This window comes from Variovorax sp. GW823-FHT04B03, assembly GCF_058796495.1.
The window spans coordinates 185028-202123 of the sequence record NZ_JBXAIT010000007.1; the positions used below are offsets into that span (position 1 = coordinate 185028).

Here is a 17096-nt window from a genome sequence, read left to right on the forward strand (position 1 = left end):
TGGGCAGTGCAGTCGTTGATCGGCGAGCACCACCAGCAGCGTGCCCAAGTGCACAGGGCACTGGGTGCTTCCCGCAGCGAAATCAAGGAGGAGCCGAAGGCGGGGGACATTCGCGGAGGGAAGTACCCAGTGCCCTGTGCACACGCCCTGAACAGAAGAACATGACCACCGCCCTCCTCATCTTCGCCGGCACATTGCTGCTCGTCATCTGGCAACCCCGCGGCCTCGGCATCGGCTGGAGCGCCTCGCTGGGCGCCGTCGTCGCCCTGCTCTTCGGCGTGGTGCAACTCACCGACATCCCCGTCGTCTGGGCCATCGTCTGGAACGCCACCGCGACCTTCATCGCCGTCATCCTCATCAGCCTGCTGCTCGACGAAGCCGGCTTCTTCGAGTGGGCTGCCCTGCACGTGGCCCGCTGGGGGCGCGGCAACGGCCAGCGGCTGTTTGCCTTCATCGTGCTGCTGGGCGCCGCGGTCTCGGCCCTCTTTGCCAACGACGGTGCGGCGCTGATCCTCACGCCCATCGTGATGGCCATGCTCGTGGCGCTCGGCTTCACGCCGGCGACCACCCTGGCCTTCGTCATGGCGGCGGGCTTCATTGCCGACACGGCCAGCCTGCCGCTCATCGTGTCGAACCTCGTGAACATCGTCTCGGCCGACTTCTTCGGCATCGGCTTCAACGCGTACGCCTCGGTGATGGTGCCGGTCAACGTCGCGGCCGTGCTCGCGAGCCTGGGCGTGCTGCTGTGGTGCTTCCGGCGCGACATTCCCGCGCACTACGACATGGCCCGCCTCAAAAAACCCGCCGACGCGATCCGCGACCGCGACACCTTCCGCGCGGGCTGGGTCGTGCTCGCGCTGCTGCTCGTGGGCTTCTTCGGCCTGGAGCCGCTGGGCGTGCCGGTGAGCGCCGTGGCAGCCTTTGGCGCGGTGATCCTGCTTGCGGTGGCCGCGCGCGGCCCGGTGATCGGCACGCGCCAGGTGCTGCGCGGCGCGCCCTGGCAGATCGTCGTCTTCTCGCTGGGCATGTACCTCGTGGTCTACGGGCTGCGCAACGCCGGACTCACCGGCCAGATCGCCACGCTGCTGAACCTGTTCGCGCAAGGCGGCGTCTGGGGCGCGGCCATGGGCACCGGCTTTCTCGCGGCGGTGCTCTCCTCGGTCATGAACAACATGCCGACCGTGCTGGTCGGCGCGCTGTCGATCGAGGCCTCGGGCGCGGTCGGCCTCGTGAAGGAGGCCATGGTCTATGCCAACGTGATCGGCTGCGACCTCGGCCCGAAGATCACGCCCATCGGCAGCCTCGCCACGCTGCTGTGGCTGCACGTGCTCGCGAAGAAGGGCATGACCATCACCTGGGGCCACTACTTCCGCATCGGCATCGTGCTGACCCTGCCCGTGCTGGCCGCGACGCTCGCCGCGCTGGCGCTGCGCCTCAGCCTCGGCTGACCCTTCTTTCTTTTCTTCTTCTCCAACGAGCCTGCCATGAGCGACATCACCATCTATCACAACCCCGCCTGCGGCACCTCGCGCAACGTGCTCGCGCTGATCCGCAACACGGGCGACCAGCCCACCGTCATCGAGTACCTGAAGACCCCGCCCGACCGCGCCACGCTCACGCAGCTGATCGCGACGATGGGCGTGCCCGTGCGCGAGGTGCTGCGCCAGAAGGGCACGCCGTACGACGAACTGGGCCTGGGCGATCCCAAGTGGAGCGACGAACAGCTCATCGACTTCATGCTGCAGCACCCGATCCTCATCAACCGCCCCATCGTCGTCACGCCACTGGGCACGCGCCTGTGCCGCCCTTCGGAAGCCGTGCTCGACATCCTGCCCAGGCCGCAGCAAGGCGTGTTCTCCAAGGAAGACGGCGAAGCCGTGATCGACGCGAAAGGCCAGCGTGTCGCCAAGCCCTGATCTGCCACACGTCGACGCCGATGCGTTCCAAGTTCCCCGCCTGCAGGAGCTTCTGCCCGCCGCACGCGCCACGCATGCACCACGCATCCTGCTGCTGTACGGATCGCTGCGCGAGCGCTCCTACAGCCGCCTGCTGACCGAAGAGGCCGCCCGCCTGCTGCGCGCGATGGGCGCCGAGCCCCGCATCTACGACCCGCGCGGCCTGCCGCTGCCCGACGGCGAACCCGAAGACCATCCGAAGGTGCAGGAGCTGCGCGATCTTGCGCAGTGGGCCGAGGGCATGGTGTGGACCTCGCCCGAACGCCACGGCGCGATGACCGGAATCATGAAAGCGCAGATCGACTGGATTCCGCTGGCCGTCGGCTCGGTGCGGCCCACGCAGGGCAAGACGCTCGCGGTGATGGAGGTGTCGGGCGGCTCGCAGTCGTTCAACGCGGTGAACCAGCTGCGCGTGCTGGGCCGGTGGATGCGCATGATCACCATCCCCAACCAGTCGTCGGTGGCCAAGGCCTTTCTCGAGTTCGACGACGCGGGCCGCATGAAGCCCTCGCCCTACTACGAGCGCGTGGTCGACGTGATGGAAGAGCTGGTGAAGTTCACGCTGCTCACGCGCGACTGCGCGGACCACCTGGTCGACCGCTACAGCGAGCGGCGCGAGAGCGCGGAGGCGCTGTCCAAGCGGGTCAACCTGCGCAGCATTTAGACACAAGGGTCGGCAAGCTTCTTGCAACGGGGACGCCCGTTGCCCGGGCAACTCCCATGGCGGCGCGCGGCGCACCCACGTAGATTCCAGCGTAGAAAAAAGCGTCCGTTTCCGTCGCTTTCCCCACTTTGGCCCCGCAGGAGTGTCCATGGACGCATGGTCGAGTCAGCAACTGTCCCCGCTGTACAGGCGCGAGGTCTTCCGCTCGCGCGAGGCCGAAGAGACGCACGCGCGCGTGGCCCATGAGCTGAAGCCGCACCGCAGCGTGTGGCGCTCGGGCGATGTCGACGCGATCTTCTGCCGCGCCGAGATGAGCGCACTGTCACTGTGCATCCTGCGCTATGGCTGCGATGTCGACATCGAGCCCGACGCGCTCGGCAACTTCGTGCTGGTGCAGATGCCCTTGCGCGGCCGCGCCGACATCCACACCGGTGGGCAGACACTGCAGATCCACCCCGGCCAGGGCGCCATCATTTCCGCCCACAAGCCGGTGCGCCTGCGCTGGCATGCCGACTGCGAACAGCTGATGCTGAAGATCGAGCTCAGCCGCCTGCAGGAGGTGGCGCGCCATGCCTTCGCGCTGCGTGGCGGCGACACCGTGGGCGAGATCGATTTCGACATGCCCCTGCGCCTGGACGACGCGGCGGGCACGCAGTGGTGCCGCATGGTGGCGAGCCTGGCTTCGCTGCTGCCGCCCACGGAGTTCGAGCGCTACGACCCGCGCTGGCTCGCGCACTGCGAAGACAACCTCATGCTCTACCTGCTGTGCCACCGACCCAACTCGGTGCTGCAGCGGCACGCCGACGCGCAGCGCGGCACCGAGGAAACCAGCCTGCGGCAACTGCGCCGGGCCGAAGAGTTCATGCGCGAGCGGCTCGACTCGCTGCTCTCGCTCGAAGACGTGGCACAGGCCGCGGGCGTCACGCGCCGTGGCCTTGCCCTGCTCTTCAGGCGCCACCGCGACCTGTCGCCCGGCGAAGTGCTGCGCAACATGCGGCTCGATGCCGCGCACGCGCAACTGGCGCGGCACGACGGCGCCAGCGTCACCGAGGTGGCGCTGAACTGCGGCTTCTCGCACCTGAGCCGCTTTGCCGCCTGCTACCGCGAGCGCTTCGGGCAACTGCCGCGCGACACCTCGCGCGATCCCGCGCGGCTGCCTGCCGCGCGGCACTGAGCACACCTCCTCAGGACTTCATCGCGCACTGCGCGGCGGTGCGGTCCTGGTAGCGCTCCAGCACGGTGCCGATCACCTTGTTGGCGATGCGCCCGCTGCCGTCCTTGGCGACCACGCGCAGGTAGTAGTTCTGGATCGGGAAGTTGTTGGGGCCGTAGCGAAAATCGCCGCGCACCGACTTGTAGTTGGCCGCCTTGATCGCCTTGAGCAGCGCGGGCTTGTCGGCCACCTTGCCGCCGACGTCGCGCACGGCCGCATCCATCGCCATCAGCACGTCATAAGCCTGGCCGGCATAGAACGACGGGTTGCGCCCGTTGTTCTGCTGGCGGAACGCCGCCACGAAGCGCTGGTTGGCCGGGTTGTCGAGGTCGAACGACCAGTGCGCGGTGTTGAAGAGGCCGAGCATCGGCTCGCCGACGGCAGGAATCATGTCCTCGTCGGCCGAGAAGGCGGTGGAGATCAGCGCCACGTCTTTCGACAGCCCCGCGCCGACGAACTGCTTGATGAAGCTCACGCCCATCGCGCCGGGCAAAAAGAAGTACAGCGCATCGGGCTTCGACGCGCGAATCTGCGCCAGCTCGGCCGAGTAGTCGAGCTGCCCGAGCTTGGTGTACAGCTCGTCGCCCACGCCGCCCTTGAAGGTGTGCTTGAAGCCGTTGATGGCGTCCTTGCCGCCGGGGTAGCTGGGCGCGATCATCGCGACCTTCTTGAAGCCCTTGTCGCTCGCGAACTTGCCGGCCGACTCGTAGTACGCGTCGTTCGGGTACGAAGCGCCGAAGAAGTACGGGTTGCAGCGCGCGCCCGAATAGTCGCTCGGGCCGGTGTTGCTCGACAGGTAGGGCACCTTGGCGGCGAAGAGCGGCGGGCCGACGGCCAGCGCGACCGACGAGCCGACGGGGCCGGTGAACAGGTCGATCTTGTCGCGCAGCAGCATGCGCTCGACCACCTGGCGCGCCATCTCGGGGTTGCCTGCCGTGTCGGCCTCGACGAACTCCACCGGCACGCCGCCGAGCTTGCCGCCCAGCTGCTTCATCGCCACGGCGAAGCCGGCCTTGGCCTCGGCGCCGCCGACGGCGAAGGGACCGGACAGGTCCATCGCCAGGCCGACTTTCACGGTCTGTGCCTGCGTGGGTAAAGCCAGCGCGCCCACCAGGACGGTGAGCGCGCACAAGACGGATCGGGGCGTGGCCTGCGACATGAAAGGTCTCCTCGGGGTGAGTTCGTTGAACGTGGGGGGGCAGCAAATGCAGGGCGCAGTCTCTGTGCGGTGGCGGCGCCCCGCTATCCGTTTCGTGCGACCGAAACCGCTGCACGAAATGGACAGACAACAGGCCGGCGCGCTCCCCAGAATCGCCGCCGACCCCACCACTTCAAGAGACGAACCGATGAGCGACACCATCGACATCCCGGCCGGCGACGGCACCCAGACCTTTCGCGGCTACCTGGCCCTGCCGGCCTCGGGGCGCGGCCCCGGCATCGTGCTGTGCCAGGAAATCTTCGGCGTCAATGCCTACGTGCGCGAGGTGGCCGACCTCTATGCGCAGGAAGGCTACGTGGTGCTCGCGCCCGACCTGTTCTGGCGCATGGAGCCCGGCGTCGAGCTGGGCGATTCGCCCGAAGACTGGCAGCGCGCTTTCGGCTTCTTCCAGAAGTTCGACATCGAAGCCGGCGTGGCCGACGTCACGGCGAGCGTGAAGGCGCTGCGCGCGCACCCGGCCTGCACCGGCAAGGTCGGCGCGCTGGGCTTCTGCCTCGGCGGCAAGCTGGCCTACCTGGCCGCCGCGCACTCGGGCGTGGACGCGGCCGTGGGCTACTACGGCGTGGGCATCGAGGGCGCGCTCGACCTCGTGCCGAAAATCGAGTGCCCGATCGCCCTGCACTTCGCGGAGCTCGACCAGTTCTGCCCGCCCGAGGCCCGCGCCCAGGTGCTCGAAGCCTTCGCTGGCAAGTCCGATGCGCAGATGTACGTCTACCCCGGCGTCGACCATGCGTTTGCGCGCACCGGCGGCGAGCACTTCGACAAGCCCTCCACGCTCATGGCGCACCAGCGCTCGATGGCGCTGTTCAAGGACGCGATCGGCCCGGTGTACGACCTCTCGGCCCTGTGGGACAAGCACTGCGAGTACGAGTTCGCCACGCGCGACGTGGTCGCCACCATGGCCACGATGGTGAGCGAGCCCTACGTGAACCACATCCCGACCATGACCGGCGGCGTGGGTGCCAAGGAGCTGTCGCGCTTCTACAAGCACCACTTCATTCCGAGCACGCCGCCCGACACGCGGCTCACGCCGATCTCGCGCACGGTGGGTGCGACACAGATCGTGGACGAGATGCTGTTCAGCTTCACCCACACGGTCGAGATCGACTGGCTGCTCCCGGGCATCGCGCCCACCGGCAAGCCGGTGGAGATTCCGCTCGTGGCCATCGTGAAGTTCCGCGGTGACAAGCTCTACCACGAGCACATCTACTGGGACCAGGCCAGCGTGCTGGTGCAGATCGGCCTGCTCGATCCGAAGGGCCTGCCCGTGGCCGGCGCCGAGACGGCGCGCAAGCTGGTCGACGAAACGCAGCCGTCGAACACGCTGATGCCGCGCTGGGAAAAATCGACCGGCCTCACCATCGCCGACCCGGCGCTGCCCCTGGGATGAGCCACGCCGCCGACATGCTGGCGCTGGTCGTGGACGCGGTCACGCCGCTCACGCCAGCCATCAAGGCCTTCGTGCTGCGCTCGGCCAGCGGCGAGCCGCTGCCGCCGTTCGCGCCGGGCGCGCACCTGGGCGTGCAGGTGGTGCAGGCCAACGGCCACCCGGGCCAGCGCGCGTATTCGCTGGCCAAGCCGCACGACGGCTCGGACCGCTGCGAGATCGCGGTGCTGTGCGAACCGCAGGGCGCGGGCGGCTCGGCCTGGATGCACGCATTGCAACCCGGCGCCGCGCTGGCCGCGCACGCGCCGCGCAACGACTTCGCCTTGCACGCGGGCAGCGCGCCGCCGCTGCTCATTGCAGGCGGCATCGGCATCACGCCGCTGCTGTGCATGGCGCGCTCGCTCACGGCCGAGGCGCGCCCCTTCGACTTCGTCTATGCCACGCGCAGCGAAGAAGCCACGGCCTACCTGCACGAGGTGCGCGCGCTCGGCGGCACGGTGGTGCACGACGGTGGCGACCCGTCACGCGGCATTGACCTGCGCGCGCTGCTGGCCGCGCCCGTGCCCGGGCGCCACCTGCATGTGTGCGGCCCGCGCGGCATGGTGCAGGCCGTGGTCGACACCGCCCGCGCGCTCGGCTGGCCCGACGACCACGTGCACTTCGAACTCTTCGCCGGCGCCATCGAGCAGGCGGGCGATGCGCCCTTCGAGGTGCGCACGCTGCGCTCGGGCAAGACGCTGACCGTGGCGCCTGACCAGAGCCTGCTCGACGTGCTCATCGCCGCCGGCCTGGACCCGCTGTACGACTGCCGCCAGGGCGACTGCGGCGTGTGCGTGGTGGATGTGGTCGAGGGCGTGCCCGACCACCGCGACCACAACCTCAGTCCGCGCGAGAAGGCGGACGGCAAGACCTTGTGCACCTGCGTGTCGCGCGCCAAGACGCCGCACCTGGTGCTCGACATCTGATGACGTTTCAGGAGACCCACCCGATGAATTCCGTGATCCCCATCATCCCCATCGCGGCGACAAACCCGATCGACATCCAGTCGCTCGTGCAGCCCGACCGCGTGCACAAGCGCGTCTACACCGACCCCGCCATCTTCGAGCTGGAAATGGACCGCGTGTTCGGCCAGGCCTGGATCTACGTCGGCCACGAAAGCCAGGTGCCCAAGCCCGGCGACTACTTCACCACCCGCCTGGGCCGCGAGCCCGTGGTGATGGTGCGCCACACCGACGGCCAGGTGCACGTGATGTTCAACCGCTGCCCGCACAAGGGCGCCAAGCTCGTGCCCGACGGCAGCGGCAGCGCCGGCAAGTTCCTGCGCTGCCTGTACCACGGCTGGACCTTCAAGTGCGACGGCAGCCTGCTGTCGGTGCCGCTGCGCAGCGGCTACGAATGCACCGCGCTCGACCTGAAAGACCCGCAGTACGGCGTGCGCAAGGTGGCGCGCGTGGCCACGCACCGCGGCTTCGTGTTCGCCAGCCTGTCGGAAGACGGACCCGAGCTGAAAGACTTTTTGGGCGGCGTGGCCACGTCGCTCGACAACTTCTGCGACCGTGCGCCCGAGGGCGAAGTGGAAGTGGCCGGTGGCGTTCAGCGCGTGATCCAGCGCAACAACTGGAAGATCTTCTTCGAGAACCTGCACGACACCATCCACGCCGTGGCCACGCACGAGTCGTCGTGGCGCGCGGCCAAGGAAGAGCACGAGGCCATGCCGGCCGGCACGCCCAAGCCCTTCGAGGTGGTGATCGTCGACGGCAACGGCGAACCGCTGGAGTTCTGGGAGAAGCTGGAGCTCAAGGGCTACGACCACGGCCACGGCTTCATGGAAGGCATCTTCGTGCCGCCGACCGACCCGGTGAGCCTGGCCTACGTGGCCTCGCTCGAAGCCGCGAAGGGCGCCGAAGAGGCCGACGCGATCCTGCGCGTGAACCGGCACAACACCATCGTGTACCCGAGCTGCTCGCCGCACACCTCGTTCCAGCAGATCCGCGTGATCCGCCCGCTGTCGGTGGACCGCACGCTGGTCGAAATCTTCAGCTTCCGGCTCAAGGGCGCGCCGGAGGCCACCTTCCAGCGCACGCTCAAGTACACCAACATCGTCAACTCGCCCTCGTCGAACGTGATGCCCGACGACCTGGAGGCCTACAACCGCGTGCAGGAAGGCCTGGGCTCCGACGGCGGCGACTGGGTCAGCATGCACCGCGCCGCCGGGCGCGACCAGCCGCTGCCGGGCGGGCGCGCGTCCAACGGCAACAGCGAGATGCCCTCGCGCAACATGTTCGCGGCGTGGGCCGGCTACATGGGCGTCGATACGGGTGCAAAGACCAACGAACCCGCTGGGAGCGCCGAATGAACTTCCGCGACTGGAACGAACAGCAGGACCTCACGCAGTTCCTGCACCACGAGGCGCGCCTGCTCGACGAGCACCGCTGGGACGAATGGCAGAAGCTCTTCACGCCCGACGGCCTGTACTGGGTGCCGCTGGTGCACGGCCAGGTCGACCACCTGAACCACGCCTCGCTGTTCTGCGAGGACGCCCTGCTGCGCTCGATGCGCGCACGGCGGCTCGAGCAGGCGCGCGCCTATTCGCAGCAGCCGCCCACGCGCACCGTGCACGTGCTGGGCAACATCGCGCTCGAATCGCGCGACGACGCGGGCTGCACCGTGCGCTCGACCTTCCTGCTGCTGGAATGGCGCAAGACCGAACAGCGCACCTTCGGCGGCAGCGTGCTGCACACGCTGCGCCGCGCCGACGACGGCTGGCGCATCCAGACCAAGCGCGTCGACCTCGTCAACTGCGACGCGCCGCACGAAGCCCTGCAGGTGTTCCTGTGAAGGCCGCGCTGCTGGCCATGCACTACCAGAACGACGTGCTGCACGTCGACGGCAAGGTGCGCGTGGGCGTGGCCGCCGACGACCCGGCGCGCCCGCGCCTCATCGCCTCGGCCGCGCGGCTCATCGCCGGGGCGCGCGCGAACGGCATGCCGGTGATCTTCGTGCGCATCGCCTTCGCGCCGGACTACGCGGACTGCCTGCGCAACTGCACGCTGTTCCGCCGCGTGGCCGAGAGCGGCGCGGTGCAGGAAGGCAGCTGGGGCGCGGGCTTCTACGACGAGCTCGCGCCGCGGCCGGGCGAAGCCGTCGTCACCCACAAGCGCAACAACCCCTTCTGGGCCAGCGGGCTCGAAGAGGCGGTGCGCGCCACCGGCGCCAGCCGCCTGTACGTGGCCGGCATCGCCACCAACCACGTCGTCGAGCACGGCGCGCGCCATGCGAGCGACCTGGGCTACGACGTGGCCGTGGTCGCCGACGCCTGCAGCACCGCGCAGGCGCATCTGCAGGCGGCGAGCCTGGAAACCCTGGCGATGCTCGCGGACGTGGTGCGCGTGGACGACGCCGTGGCGCAGATGGGAGGTCGCGCATGACCCCACTGCAGGGCAAGGTCGCGATCGTGACCGGCGCCGCCGCGCTGCTGGGCAGCGCCATCGTGCGCGCCTTCGTGCAGGCCGGCGCGCGCGTGGTGGCGGTCGACATCGACACGGCACGCGGTGCCGCCTTGGCGGCCGACGTGGGCGCGGGCTGCCGCTTCGTTGCCTGCGACATCGCGTCGGACGACGCGCTCGATGCGCTCGCGGCCGGCGTGCTGCACACCGAAGGCCGCATCGATTTCCTCATCAACAACGCGGTGGTCTACGGCGATGCAGGCCTGGATGCCGCGCGCGCCGACTGGCTGGGCGCGCTGAACGTCAACCTCGTCTCGGGTGCGATGCTGGTGCAGAAGACTGCCGACGCGCTGGCTGCGCACGGCGGCGCCATCGTGAACATGGGCAGCGTCGGCGGCAAGTTCGGCGCGGCGGGCCGGGCGCTGTACCCGGCGGCCAAGGCCGCCATCCTGCAGCTCACGCGCAACCAGGCCGCCACGCTGGCGCCCCGGGGCGTGCGGGTGAACTCGGTGTCGCCGGGCTGGACCTGGTCGGACGCGCTGTCGCGCATGACGAACGGCGACCGCGCACGGGCCGACCGCGTCGGCGCGCCGATGCACCCGCTGGGCCGCGTGGGCGATGGCGACGACGTGGCACAGGTGGTGCTGTTCCTGTGCTCGGACGCGGCGCGCTTCGTCACCGGCGCCGACATCCCGGTCGACGGCGGCTTCTCGATGCTGGGGCCCGACCAGGGCCGCTCGGCGCGCGACTGGTTCGGGGCGTAGCCGCCGTTCAGCCGCGCGACTGCCGCAGCGCGCCCGGCGTGCCGCCCAGGTGCCGCCGGCACAGGCGCACGAAATGCGAGGCGTCGGCCAGCCCGACGCGCAGGCCGATCTGCGCCACGCTCAGGCGGTCGAAGCGCGCATCGGCCAGCATGCGCTGCGCCACCTGCATGCGGCAGGCGGCCAGCGCGTTGGCGAAGGTGGTGGCGCCGTGCCCTGCCCCGCCGCCTTCGGCCAGGCAGCGGTGCAGGCTGCGCTCCGAGATGCCGAGCCCCTGCGCCACGGCCGCGGCCGTAAGGCCCGGCTCGGCATGGCGCTCGCGCGTGGCGTCGAGCACGCGCTGACGCAAGGCAGCGCGGCCGCACGGGTCGGGCATGGCCGCGCCGCCGCCCGGGCCAAGCGCCAGGGCCAGCAGGCCGCCGAGCTGGTCGGCCAGCAGCGCCGCCGGCAGCGGCGGCCGCAGGGCCACCTCGGGCGACAGCGCCTGCGCGAAGCCGCTGAGCGCCGCCCCCCAGCCGCTGTGGCCGTCGATGCGGCGTGCCACGTGGTCGCCGGCGTCGGGCAGCCACGACTCGACCCACGCGGTCGGCAGCTCGATCGACACCGTGTCGGCCGACTGCTGCAGGTGGAAGGCGTAGCAGCGCCGCGAATCGACCAGCACCGCGTCGCCGGGCAGCAGGCGCGCCGAGCGCTCTTCCTGCACCGCGACCCAGGGCGAGTCGGCCTTGCACAGCAGGTAGTAGAAGTTGTGGCGGCTGTGGGCGATGGCGCGGCGCGTGCGGTACACGTCCTGCGCGCTGCCGCGCACCCGGTTCACGTGCAGCGGCCCCAGCGGCGCGGATTCGAGCGAGGCGCCGAAGCGGCCGGCCAGCGGGCTGGTCACGTCCATCTCGAGAAAGCCTTCGCAGACCGCGCCGATCCAGTAGTCCAGCCGCTGGGGCGGCGGCACGGTGTCGGTCGACCAGGTGTGGATCGCAGCAGGGGCTGCGGGCATGGCGGCGGAAGTCATCCCGCCAACATAGCCAGCCCGGGCCCGTTTGCCAAGCGGGTATAGACGCCCTCCGACGCCGCGGCGCGCGGGTGCCCGGCACAATGGCCCGCTTCATCCACCGCACACGCACGAAGGGCCCGGCACACATGAGCAAGCAAAGCGAATTCGGACTGATCGGCCTGGCCGTGATGGGACAGAACCTGGTGCTGAACGTGGAAAGCCGCGGCTTCCAGGTCAGCGTCTACAACCGCACCGAGGCCACCACCGAGGCCTTCATTGCCGCCAACCCCGGCAAGCAGCTGGTGGGCGCGAAGACGCTCGAAGAGTTCGTCCAGAGCCTGGCCAAGCCCCGCAAGATCCAGATCATGGTGAAGGCCGGCGCGCCGGTCGACCAGGTGATCGAGCAGCTCATTCCGCTGCTCGATAAAGATGACATCGTCATCGACGGCGGCAACAGCCTGTACACCGACACGGAACGGCGCGACGCCTACCTTGCGAGCAAGGGCCTGCGCTTCATCGGCGCAGGCGTGTCGGGCGGCGAGGAAGGCGCGCGCAAGGGGCCGTCGATCATGCCGGGCGGCCCGGCGTCGACCTGGGAGGTGATGAAGCCGATCTTCGAGAGCATCGCGGCCAAGGTGGACGGCGAGCCCTGCGTGATCCACATCGGCCCGGGCGGCGCGGGGCACTACGTGAAGATGGTGCACAACGGCATCGAGTACGGCGACATGCAGCTGATCTGCGAGGCCTACAGCCTGTTCAAGGCGGCCGGCTTCACGACCGACGAGATGGCCGCGATCTTCAACGAATGGAACGAGGGCGAGCTGCAGAGCTACCTGATACAGATCACCGCCAAGGCGCTCGAACAGAAAGACCCTGAAACCGGCCAGCCGGTGGTCGACCTCATCCTGGACAAGGCCGGCCAGAAGGGCACGGGCCAGTGGACGCTGCTGAACGCGGCCGAGAACGCGGTGGTCATCAGCACCATCAACGCCGCCGTCGAGGCGCGCGTGCTGTCGTCGCAGAAGAAGCAGCGCGTGGCGGCCAGCCAGCTGCTGCAGGGACCGAAGATCGCACTGTCGCTGGAGAAAAAGGCGCTGGTGGCCAAGGTGCACGACGCGCTCTACGCCTCGAAGGTCATCAGCTACACGCAGGGCTTCGACCTGATCCAGACGATGGGCGAGAAGAAAGGCTGGCAGCTCGACCTGGGCGGCATCGCCTCGATCTGGCGCGGCGGCTGCATCATCCGCGCGCGCTTTTTGAACCGCATCACCGACGCCTTCCGCCGCGACCCGGCGCTGGACAACCTGATGCTCGACCCGTTCTTTCAAGACCTGCTGAACCGCACGCAGCAGAACTGGCGCGAGGTGGTGGCGCTGGCGGTGAGCAACGGCATCCCGGTGCCGGCCTTCAGCGCCTCGCTGGCCTACTACGACAGCTACCGCACGGCACGCCTGAGTGCGAACCTGCTGCAGGCGCAGCGCGACTTCTTCGGGGCCCACACGTATGAACGCGTGGACAAACCCGAAGGCCAGTTCTTCCACACGGACTGGCCCGAAGTCATCGAGTAAGGAAGGCGCTCGCCCTTCAGCCGGCGTCGGCCAGCCAGTCGCGCACCACGCCGACCGACTGCGCCAGCGGCGCCGTCGCATCCACCGCCAGCACGCCGGCCTCGCCCACCGGCGATTCGAGCGTGGCGAACTGGTTGTCCACGAGGCTGGCCGGGAACATGTGCAGCCCGGCGCCCGCGCGCGCAGCCACGCGGCGCTCGGCCTCGGCGCGGTCGATCTGCATGAACACGAAGCGCAGGCCCGGCGCGGCGGCGCGCAGCTGGTCGCGGTAGCTGCGCTTGAGCGCGGAGCAGGTCATGACGGCGCCCTGCGGCGCGTCGGCCAGGGCGCGGCCCAGCGTGGCCAGCCAGCCGGCGCGGTCGGCGTCGGTGAGCGCGATGCCGCGGCTCATCTTGTCGACGTTGGCGGGCGGATGGTGGTCGTCGCCCTCGATCAGCGGCACCCCGAGCGCCGTGGCCAGCGCCGCGCCCATGCTGGACTTGCCGCAGCCCGAAACCCCCATCACCACGAGCCAGACCCTGTTCATGCGCACCCTTGACCTTTGTTGAAGCTGACAGGCGCGTGCCGGGGCCGGCACGCGCGGTCACGAATCTACCGCGTCGGCGGCCGGACGGGCGCAAAGCCGGTGCCGGCCACGGCTCAGACGAGGTGCCAGCGCCGGCTGTGCGGCCCCTGCTTCGCGAACACGTGCGCGAGGTGCTTCTTGACCGTGTTGACACTGATGCCGAGCCGCTCGGCGATCTGCTTGTTGGTCATGTCCCGGTGCATGAGCGACAGCACCTCGTCTTCCCGTGCGGTCAGCCGGAGGGCCGGCGTGGCACCGCCGGACGCCGGCCGCCCGCCGCTGGCCTTCGCGCGCAGCACGCACAGGTACAGCGCCTGCACCACCGGCCCCGGAAAGCCCAGGGTACCCGCCAGCACGGCGTCCAGCGATTGCGCGAACTGCTCGGCACTCGCGGCCCACTCGACGCTGCCGCGCGCCTGGCTGCGGAGCGCGGCATCCAGGCCCTGCGGGGACGGCGCCTCCCAGCCGAGGAGCCAGTCGGTGGCGGGAAAGCGGCGGCGCAGACCGTCCAGGCTGGCGACGCTCTCCGGCGCCATCAACGCGATGTCCACCAGCAGCAGACGAGGCGCCTGCGGCCGGCAGCGGGCTTCCAGTTCGAAGAGGCTGTTCACCTGCACGCACGCGACCTCGTACATGCGCCCGGCCCGCTGCCGCGAGGCCAGCTGGCCTTGCCCGAACCACAGCGATGCACGGCCGGGGCCGGTGGCGACAAGCACCGGCACGCGGAGGTCGGCCGCAGGGCCAGGGAGGTCGGGGAACGCCGGTTGAAAACAGTCCGATGCCAACAGCGCGGGTGGCACGAAGGGCGCGAATGGCGACAGGGGACGCAAGCCCTGCATGAACGGCAGCGGGTCTGCGTTCCACGCAGGTTCCAGCCCAGCAGACGGCAGTGGGACTTGTTCCATGGTTTCCCTCCGAGGTGCCTATTGGGAGGCAGCCGGAGCTTAATGATAAAGACCACAAATTTGCACCGACAGGTCTGCCGACCTCGCAAGGTATCAAAGGGTAAGGGCGCGCGATCGGCGCGGCGCATCACCCTGTGGGTGACAACTTTTATCCTATGGACAGGGCGCAGCCCGGCGGTTCAGCATCCCTTTCTGCTGATATGTGAACGTGGTTGATCGCCAGTGCATGCAGGTCAATCGGGAGCACTGATTCCAGTCGGCGCATCTTTTCAACCAAGGAGTTCCCATGGCTGCGCTCAACCTGACGGCCGGCTCGACCGTCACCCTGGATGAATCCGCCAATTTGCAGAACCTTGCCGCTACTCCCGCTGCTGCCGGCGACAGTAACGACAATGACATCTCCGCAAGTTCGCTGCCCACCGCCTTCAGCACCCGCCTGGCGGCCCAAGGCGTCGGCACCGCCATCAACGCGGCGTTGAGTGGCTACAACGGGACCAACACCGGCACCAACGCCTTCACGTTCAGCGTGACGGGCACGGTCACCGACATGTCCTTCACGGACGCGAACGGCGCGCCGCTCAATGGCCTGGACAGCGGCCTCAATACGGCCGACGGCGAAGACATCTTTTTGTACACCGACGCGACCAACAACAACGTCGTCTACGGCAAGACCGCCCTCAATGCCGTCGTGTTCGCCGCCTACCTGGAAGAGACGGGCAGCCCGGTGAACGGCGCCAAGATCTGGACGGTCCAGTACGAAGCGATGTCGAACCCCGACGCGGCCAACGCCGACGATCCGATCGACCTGACGGACAAGGTCTTCGTCAGCGTCAGCCAGGACACGGAGTTCAACCTCGCCGACGCGCCCTCCGGCCAGAACCTGTTCCTGATGTTCACGACCGGCAGTCCGACCATCGTCGATGGCCGCATCTCCAACGTGTCGATCATCGCGACCGGCAAGGACCCGGCCAACCAGTCCGGCGCCAACCCCAACAGCACCGCCGACGACATCAACATCTCGACCGGCGACACGATCAACACCAGCAAGGCGGGCGGGCCGACCACGTTCGGCACCAACAGCCAGATGATCACCGAGCAGGAAGGCATCCGCTTCACGTTCGTGACGGGCGCCCGGGCGGACGTCACCATTCCGAACCAGGACCAGAACGAGGCCGACCTGGAGTCGAACATCGACTTCACCGGCATGTTCGGCGCGAGGACCGCCGACTTCGACGTGGTGCAGTTGCAAAGCGGCAAGAGTGCCCAGGTCAAGATCTCGGCCTTCAGCACGGCGGCGGAGTCCGGCAACAGCTTCATCGACGGCTATGCAGGCGACGCGACGGTGGCGATCACCAGCGTGCGCGTGCTCAATTCCGTCACCGGGGCCGTGCTCGAAACCTTCTCGGCCGGTGCCGAAGGCGGACTGAGTTCGAGCCTTGCCATCAGCATCACCGGCGGCGTCGCGACCATCACCGGCGTCGTGGCCGGCCAATCGGTCGAATACACGACGTCGGCGGACCACAACCGCGTGCTCATCGAAAACGGGGCGGCCCTCAATGCCTCGGGCAACACGCACGCGGACTTCGACATCGGGGGCTTCCGGCTGCTGAGGTCGTCCACGGCCACGGCGCAGATCGGCTCGCAGATGATCTTCGAGGACGACGGACCGAGCATCGCGGTGGCCGATACGGCACCCCCTGACGCATTGACGGTGGACGAGAGCGCCCTGGCCACCAACGCGTCGGCCAGCTTCGCCGACAACTTCTCCAGCACGCCGAGCTACGGTGCGGACGGCGCAGGCACGGTCACCAGCGCCTACGCACTGAGCCTGAAGACCAGCGGCGCGGACTCCGGGCTGGACGACGTGGCCACCGGCAACAGCGTGTTCCTGTTCCTCAATGCTTCGGGCGTCGTCGAGGGGCGCCAGGGCACGGACGCCGCGGCGGCCGCCACGGGCGACATCGTCTTCACGGTGAGCGTCAACGCCGCCGGCACGGTCACGCTCGACCAGTTGCGTGCGATCGTGCATCCGAACACCGCCAACCCGGACGATTCGAAGACGCTCGCCGCAGCCGACCTGATCGTGCTGACCCGCACCGACACCATCACCGACAGGGATGGCGACCCGAACACGGGTTCGGACTTCCTGAACATCGGCCAGGCCCTGAACTTCAAGGACGACGGACCGAGCATCGCGGTCGCCGACACGGCGCCGCCCGACGCATTGACGGTGGACGAGAGCGCCCTGGCCACCAACGCATCGGCCAGCTTTGCAGACAACTTCTCCAGCACGCCGACCTATGGCGCGGACGGTGCAGGCACGACCAGCAGCGCCTACGCGCTGAGCGTCAAGAGCGCAGGGATCGCCTCGGGCCTCGTCGACACCCTGACGAACCAGAGCGTGGTGCTGACCGTCAACGCC

16 protein-coding genes are annotated in these 17096 nt (G+C 69.0%); 12 read left to right on the forward strand and 4 right to left on the reverse strand.

Features of this window, described 5'->3' with window-relative positions; all coding sequences use genetic code 11:
• Positions 1-161 precede the first annotated feature (161 nt).
• The 4 genes from AC1RAD_RS27735 to AC1RAD_RS27750 all read left to right on the forward strand — a co-directional run bounded on the left by AC1RAD_RS27735 (position 162) and on the right by AC1RAD_RS27750 (position 3793).
• A complete protein-coding gene (locus AC1RAD_RS27735; RefSeq protein ID WP_492738278.1) occupies positions 162-1448 on the forward strand; it encodes an arsenic transporter in 1287 nt (428 codons plus the stop codon).
• A gap of 36 nt (positions 1449-1484) precedes the next feature.
• Entirely contained in the window at positions 1485-1916 is a 432-nt protein-coding gene (gene arsC, locus AC1RAD_RS27740; RefSeq protein ID WP_492738280.1) for an arsenate reductase (glutaredoxin), read from the forward strand.
• Positions 1900-2619 (forward strand): arsenical resistance protein ArsH, encoded by a 720-nt coding sequence (arsH, locus tag AC1RAD_RS27745; protein ID WP_487849302.1) that lies wholly within the window; start codon positions 1900-1902, stop codon positions 2617-2619. The genes arsC and arsH overlap by 17 nt, the downstream gene beginning before the upstream one ends.
• A gap of 148 nt (positions 2620-2767) precedes the next feature.
• The gene (locus AC1RAD_RS27750) at positions 2768-3793 is read left to right on the forward strand and encodes an AraC family transcriptional regulator (protein ID WP_095744560.1); all 1026 of its coding nucleotides are present in this window, start codon (positions 2768-2770) and stop codon (positions 3791-3793) included.
• A 10-nt stretch (positions 3794-3803) separates the two neighbouring features.
• Here the strand turns inward: AC1RAD_RS27750 and AC1RAD_RS27755 are convergent, their stop codons facing one another.
• Positions 3804-4991, reverse strand: a complete 1188-nt coding sequence (locus AC1RAD_RS27755; protein ID WP_492738283.1) for an ABC transporter substrate-binding protein — start codon at positions 4989-4991, stop codon at positions 3804-3806.
• A gap of 187 nt (positions 4992-5178) precedes the next feature.
• Between AC1RAD_RS27755 and AC1RAD_RS27760 the strand changes: the two genes are divergently transcribed.
• From AC1RAD_RS27760 to AC1RAD_RS27785, 6 genes are read left to right on the forward strand one after another with little or no spacing between them, the layout of a single operon-like run.
• Complete coding sequence (locus AC1RAD_RS27760) at positions 5179-6441, forward strand: dienelactone hydrolase family protein (RefSeq protein ID WP_492738285.1); 1263 nt, start codon at positions 5179-5181, stop codon at positions 6439-6441.
• Complete coding sequence (locus AC1RAD_RS27765; RefSeq protein ID WP_492738286.1) at positions 6438-7403, forward strand: PDR/VanB family oxidoreductase; 966 nt, start codon at positions 6438-6440, stop codon at positions 7401-7403. Before AC1RAD_RS27760 ends, AC1RAD_RS27765 begins: the two co-directional genes overlap by 4 nt.
• A gap of 23 nt (positions 7404-7426) precedes the next feature.
• Positions 7427-8794, forward strand: coding sequence for an aromatic ring-hydroxylating dioxygenase subunit alpha (locus AC1RAD_RS27770; RefSeq protein WP_492738288.1), 1368 nt, complete (start codon positions 7427-7429; stop codon positions 8792-8794).
• The gene (locus AC1RAD_RS27775) at positions 8791-9276 is read left to right on the forward strand and encodes an aromatic-ring-hydroxylating dioxygenase subunit beta (RefSeq protein WP_159272640.1); all 486 of its coding nucleotides are present in this window, start codon (positions 8791-8793) and stop codon (positions 9274-9276) included. The genes AC1RAD_RS27770 and AC1RAD_RS27775 overlap by 4 nt, the downstream gene beginning before the upstream one ends.
• Entirely contained in the window at positions 9273-9866 is a 594-nt protein-coding gene (locus AC1RAD_RS27780) for a cysteine hydrolase family protein (RefSeq protein ID WP_492738290.1), read from the forward strand. The genes AC1RAD_RS27775 and AC1RAD_RS27780 overlap by 4 nt, the downstream gene beginning before the upstream one ends.
• Positions 9863-10648, forward strand: a complete 786-nt coding sequence (locus AC1RAD_RS27785) for an SDR family oxidoreductase (protein WP_492738292.1) — start codon at positions 9863-9865, stop codon at positions 10646-10648. The genes AC1RAD_RS27780 and AC1RAD_RS27785 overlap by 4 nt, the downstream gene beginning before the upstream one ends.
• Positions 10649-10655: 7 nt before the next feature.
• Here the strand turns inward: AC1RAD_RS27785 and AC1RAD_RS27790 are convergent, their stop codons facing one another.
• Positions 10656-11654: an AraC-like ligand-binding domain-containing protein gene (locus AC1RAD_RS27790; RefSeq protein ID WP_492738294.1), complete on the reverse strand. Its 999-nt coding sequence runs from the start codon at positions 11652-11654 to the stop codon at positions 10656-10658.
• A gap of 128 nt (positions 11655-11782) precedes the next feature.
• Between AC1RAD_RS27790 and gnd the strand changes: the two genes are divergently transcribed.
• Entirely contained in the window at positions 11783-13204 is a 1422-nt protein-coding gene (gene gnd, locus AC1RAD_RS27795) for a decarboxylating NADP(+)-dependent phosphogluconate dehydrogenase (RefSeq protein ID WP_492738296.1), read from the forward strand.
• Between the two features lie 16 nt (positions 13205-13220).
• Here the strand turns inward: gnd and AC1RAD_RS27800 are convergent, their stop codons facing one another.
• Both AC1RAD_RS27800 and AC1RAD_RS27805 read right to left on the reverse strand, forming a co-directional pair.
• On the reverse strand, positions 13221-13730 hold the full coding sequence (locus AC1RAD_RS27800; protein ID WP_492738298.1) for a gluconokinase: 510 nt from the start codon (positions 13728-13730) through the stop codon (positions 13221-13223).
• 113 nt (positions 13731-13843) lie between these two features.
• Positions 13844-14674, reverse strand: a complete 831-nt coding sequence (locus tag AC1RAD_RS27805; RefSeq protein ID WP_492738299.1) for a helix-turn-helix transcriptional regulator — start codon at positions 14672-14674, stop codon at positions 13844-13846.
• Positions 14675-14960: 286 nt separating this feature from the next.
• Between AC1RAD_RS27805 and AC1RAD_RS27810 the strand changes: the two genes are divergently transcribed.
• The coding region (locus AC1RAD_RS27810; protein ID WP_492738301.1) for a DUF5801 repeats-in-toxin domain-containing protein at positions 14961-17096 on the forward strand (2136 nt) is incomplete at its 3' end.

Coding starts and splice junctions, on each gene's coding strand:
- AC1RAD_RS27735 (WP_492738278.1), top strand. CDS start 162: ATGACCACCGCCCTCCTCATCTTCGCCGGCACATTGCTGCTCGTCATC.
- arsC (WP_492738280.1), top strand. CDS start 1,485: ATGAGCGACATCACCATCTATCACAACCCCGCCTGCGGCACCTCGCGC.
- AC1RAD_RS27750 (WP_095744560.1), top strand. CDS start 2,768: ATGGACGCATGGTCGAGTCAGCAACTGTCCCCGCTGTACAGGCGCGAG.
- AC1RAD_RS27755 (WP_492738283.1), bottom strand. CDS start 4,991: ATGTCGCAGGCCACGCCCCGATCCGTCTTGTGCGCGCTCACCGTCCTG.
- AC1RAD_RS27760 (WP_492738285.1), top strand. CDS start 5,179: ATGAGCGACACCATCGACATCCCGGCCGGCGACGGCACCCAGACCTTT.
- AC1RAD_RS27765 (WP_492738286.1), top strand. CDS start 6,438: ATGAGCCACGCCGCCGACATGCTGGCGCTGGTCGTGGACGCGGTCACG.
- AC1RAD_RS27770 (WP_492738288.1), top strand. CDS start 7,427: ATGAATTCCGTGATCCCCATCATCCCCATCGCGGCGACAAACCCGATC.
- AC1RAD_RS27775 (WP_159272640.1), top strand. CDS start 8,791: ATGAACTTCCGCGACTGGAACGAACAGCAGGACCTCACGCAGTTCCTG.
- AC1RAD_RS27785 (WP_492738292.1), top strand. CDS start 9,863: ATGACCCCACTGCAGGGCAAGGTCGCGATCGTGACCGGCGCCGCCGCG.
- AC1RAD_RS27790 (WP_492738294.1), bottom strand. CDS start 11,654: ATGACTTCCGCCGCCATGCCCGCAGCCCCTGCTGCGATCCACACCTGG.
- gnd (WP_492738296.1), top strand. CDS start 11,783: ATGAGCAAGCAAAGCGAATTCGGACTGATCGGCCTGGCCGTGATGGGA.
- AC1RAD_RS27800 (WP_492738298.1), bottom strand. CDS start 13,730: ATGAACAGGGTCTGGCTCGTGGTGATGGGGGTTTCGGGCTGCGGCAAG.
- AC1RAD_RS27805 (WP_492738299.1), bottom strand. CDS start 14,674: ATGGAACAAGTCCCACTGCCGTCTGCTGGGCTGGAACCTGCGTGGAAC.